This is a genomic window from Rossellomorea vietnamensis, assembly GCF_008180615.1.
GTDB classification, from domain to species: Bacteria; Bacillota; Bacilli; order Bacillales; family Bacillaceae_B; genus Rossellomorea; species Rossellomorea vietnamensis_D.
This window is the reverse complement of record NZ_VTEH01000036.1, coordinates 1-1,633: the sequence shown is the minus strand read 5'-3', so window position 1 is coordinate 1,633 and position 1,633 is coordinate 1. Positions and strand designations below refer to the sequence as shown.

At 48.1% G+C, this 1,633-nt stretch carries 9 tRNA genes and 2 rRNA genes; all 11 read left to right on the top strand.

Annotated elements, in window-relative coordinates:
* Window positions 1-162: 162 nt before the first annotated feature.
* A 5S ribosomal RNA gene (rrf, locus tag FZC79_RS22790) occupies window positions 163-279 on the top strand.
* 8 nt (window positions 280-287) lie between these two features.
* Window positions 288-363 (top strand) — tRNA-Val (locus FZC79_RS22785).
* 103 nt (window positions 364-466) lie between these two features.
* Window positions 467-542: transfer RNA gene (locus FZC79_RS22780), tRNA-Thr, on the top strand.
* A 15-nt stretch (window positions 543-557) separates the two neighbouring features.
* Window positions 558-633 (top strand) — tRNA-Lys (locus FZC79_RS22775).
* A 32-nt stretch (window positions 634-665) separates the two neighbouring features.
* Window positions 666-750 (top strand) — tRNA-Leu (locus tag FZC79_RS22770).
* A 3-nt stretch (window positions 751-753) separates the two neighbouring features.
* Window positions 754-828, top strand: a tRNA-Gly gene (locus tag FZC79_RS22765).
* A gap of 13 nt (window positions 829-841) precedes the next feature.
* A tRNA-Leu gene (locus tag FZC79_RS22760) sits at window positions 842-930 on the top strand.
* Between the two features lie 33 nt (window positions 931-963).
* Window positions 964-1,040 (top strand) — tRNA-Arg (locus FZC79_RS22755).
* A gap of 7 nt (window positions 1,041-1,047) precedes the next feature.
* Window positions 1,048-1,124: transfer RNA gene (locus tag FZC79_RS22750), tRNA-Pro, on the top strand.
* 12 nt (window positions 1,125-1,136) lie between these two features.
* A tRNA-Ala gene (locus FZC79_RS22745) sits at window positions 1,137-1,209 on the top strand.
* A gap of 214 nt (window positions 1,210-1,423) precedes the next feature.
* Window positions 1,424-1,633 (top strand): 16S ribosomal RNA (locus FZC79_RS22740); the annotation flags it as partial.

The window sequence follows — 1,633 nt, the reverse complement described above, 5'->3', positions numbered from 1 at the left end:
AGGTAGATAGGTCTGAGGTGGAAGCGTGGCGACACGTGCAGCTGACAGATACTAATCGATCGAGGACTTAACCACGAATAACAGCGAAACTCGGAATGCTTTCTTCTTTCTTCTAATACTTTATCTAGTTTTGAGAGAACGATGTTCTTTCAATTGAATATGTCTGGTGACTAAGGCGAAGAGGTCACACCCGTTCCCATGCCGAACACGGAAGTTAAGCTCTTCAGCGCCGATGGTAGTTGGGGGATCTCCCCCTGTGAGAGTAGGACGTCGCCAGGCTTTATAACGGAGGATTAGCTCAGCTGGGAGAGCATCTGCCTTACAAGCAGAGGGTCGGCGGTTCGATCCCGTCATCCTCCACCATGATTTTTTTACAAAGCGCAGCAAAGTGAAAAAATCTACCATAAAACAAGATTGAAATTATAGATAACACCTAGTAAATTGTTTCTTCAGAGACAACATACTTGCCGGTGTAGCTCAACTGGTAGAGCAACTGACTTGTAATCAGTAGGTTGGGGGTTCAAGTCCTCTTGCCGGCACCACTTTCTAATTAGCACGAGCCATTAGCTCAGTTGGTAGAGCATCTGACTTTTAATCAGAGGGTCGAAGGTTCGAATCCTTCATGGCTCACCATATATTTTTGCCTGGAGCAAAAAAAATAACATGCGGGTGTGGCGGAATTGGCAGACGCACCAGACTTAGGATCTGGCGCCGCAAGGCGTGGGGGTTCAAGTCCCTTCACCCGCACCATTTGCGGAAGTAGTTCAGTGGTAGAACACCACCTTGCCAAGGTGGGGGTCGCGGGTTCGAATCCCGTCTTCCGCTCCATTACAGTTTCTTTGCCGGGGTGGCGGAACTGGCAGACGCACAGGACTTAAAATCCTGCGGTAGGTGACTACCGTACCGGTTCGATTCCGGTCCTCGGCACCAGATATTATTCCAGGTATACAGATCATTTATATTGCGCCCGTAGCTCAATTGGATAGAGCGTTTGACTACGGATCAAAAGGTTAGGGGTTCGACTCCTCTCGGGCGCGCCATTTATTTCGGGGAGTAGCTCAGCTTGGTAGAGCACTTGGTTTGGGACCAAGGGGTCGCAGGTTCAAATCCTGTCTTCCCGACCACTTTTCTTATACGGGGCCTTAGCTCAGCTGGGAGAGCGCCTGCTTTGCACGCAGGAGGTCAGCGGTTCGATCCCGCTAGGCTCCACTTATCTTTTTCAAACAAATAATATTTTTTTGAAAAAGATGTTGACATCTCAAGTAGTCGATGTTAAACTATAAAAGTTGCTCTAACCGAGCGATGTATATTGAACCTTGAAAACTGAACAAAACAACAAACAAAACGTCAACGCTAATCTAGTAAGAACACTGTTCTTACAAAGTTGCTAACACTTTAATTAGCAAATGAGCAAGTCAAACTTCTTTCGGAGAGTTTGATCCTGGCTCAGGACGAACGCTGGCGGCGTGCCTAATACATGCAAGTCGAGCGGATTGATGGGAGCTTGCTCCCTGAAATCAGCGGCGGACGGGTGAGTAACACGTGGGTAACCTGCCTGTAAGACTGGGATAACTCCGGGAAACCGGGGCTAATACCGGATAGTTCTTTTCCTCGCATGAGGAAAAGTGGAAAG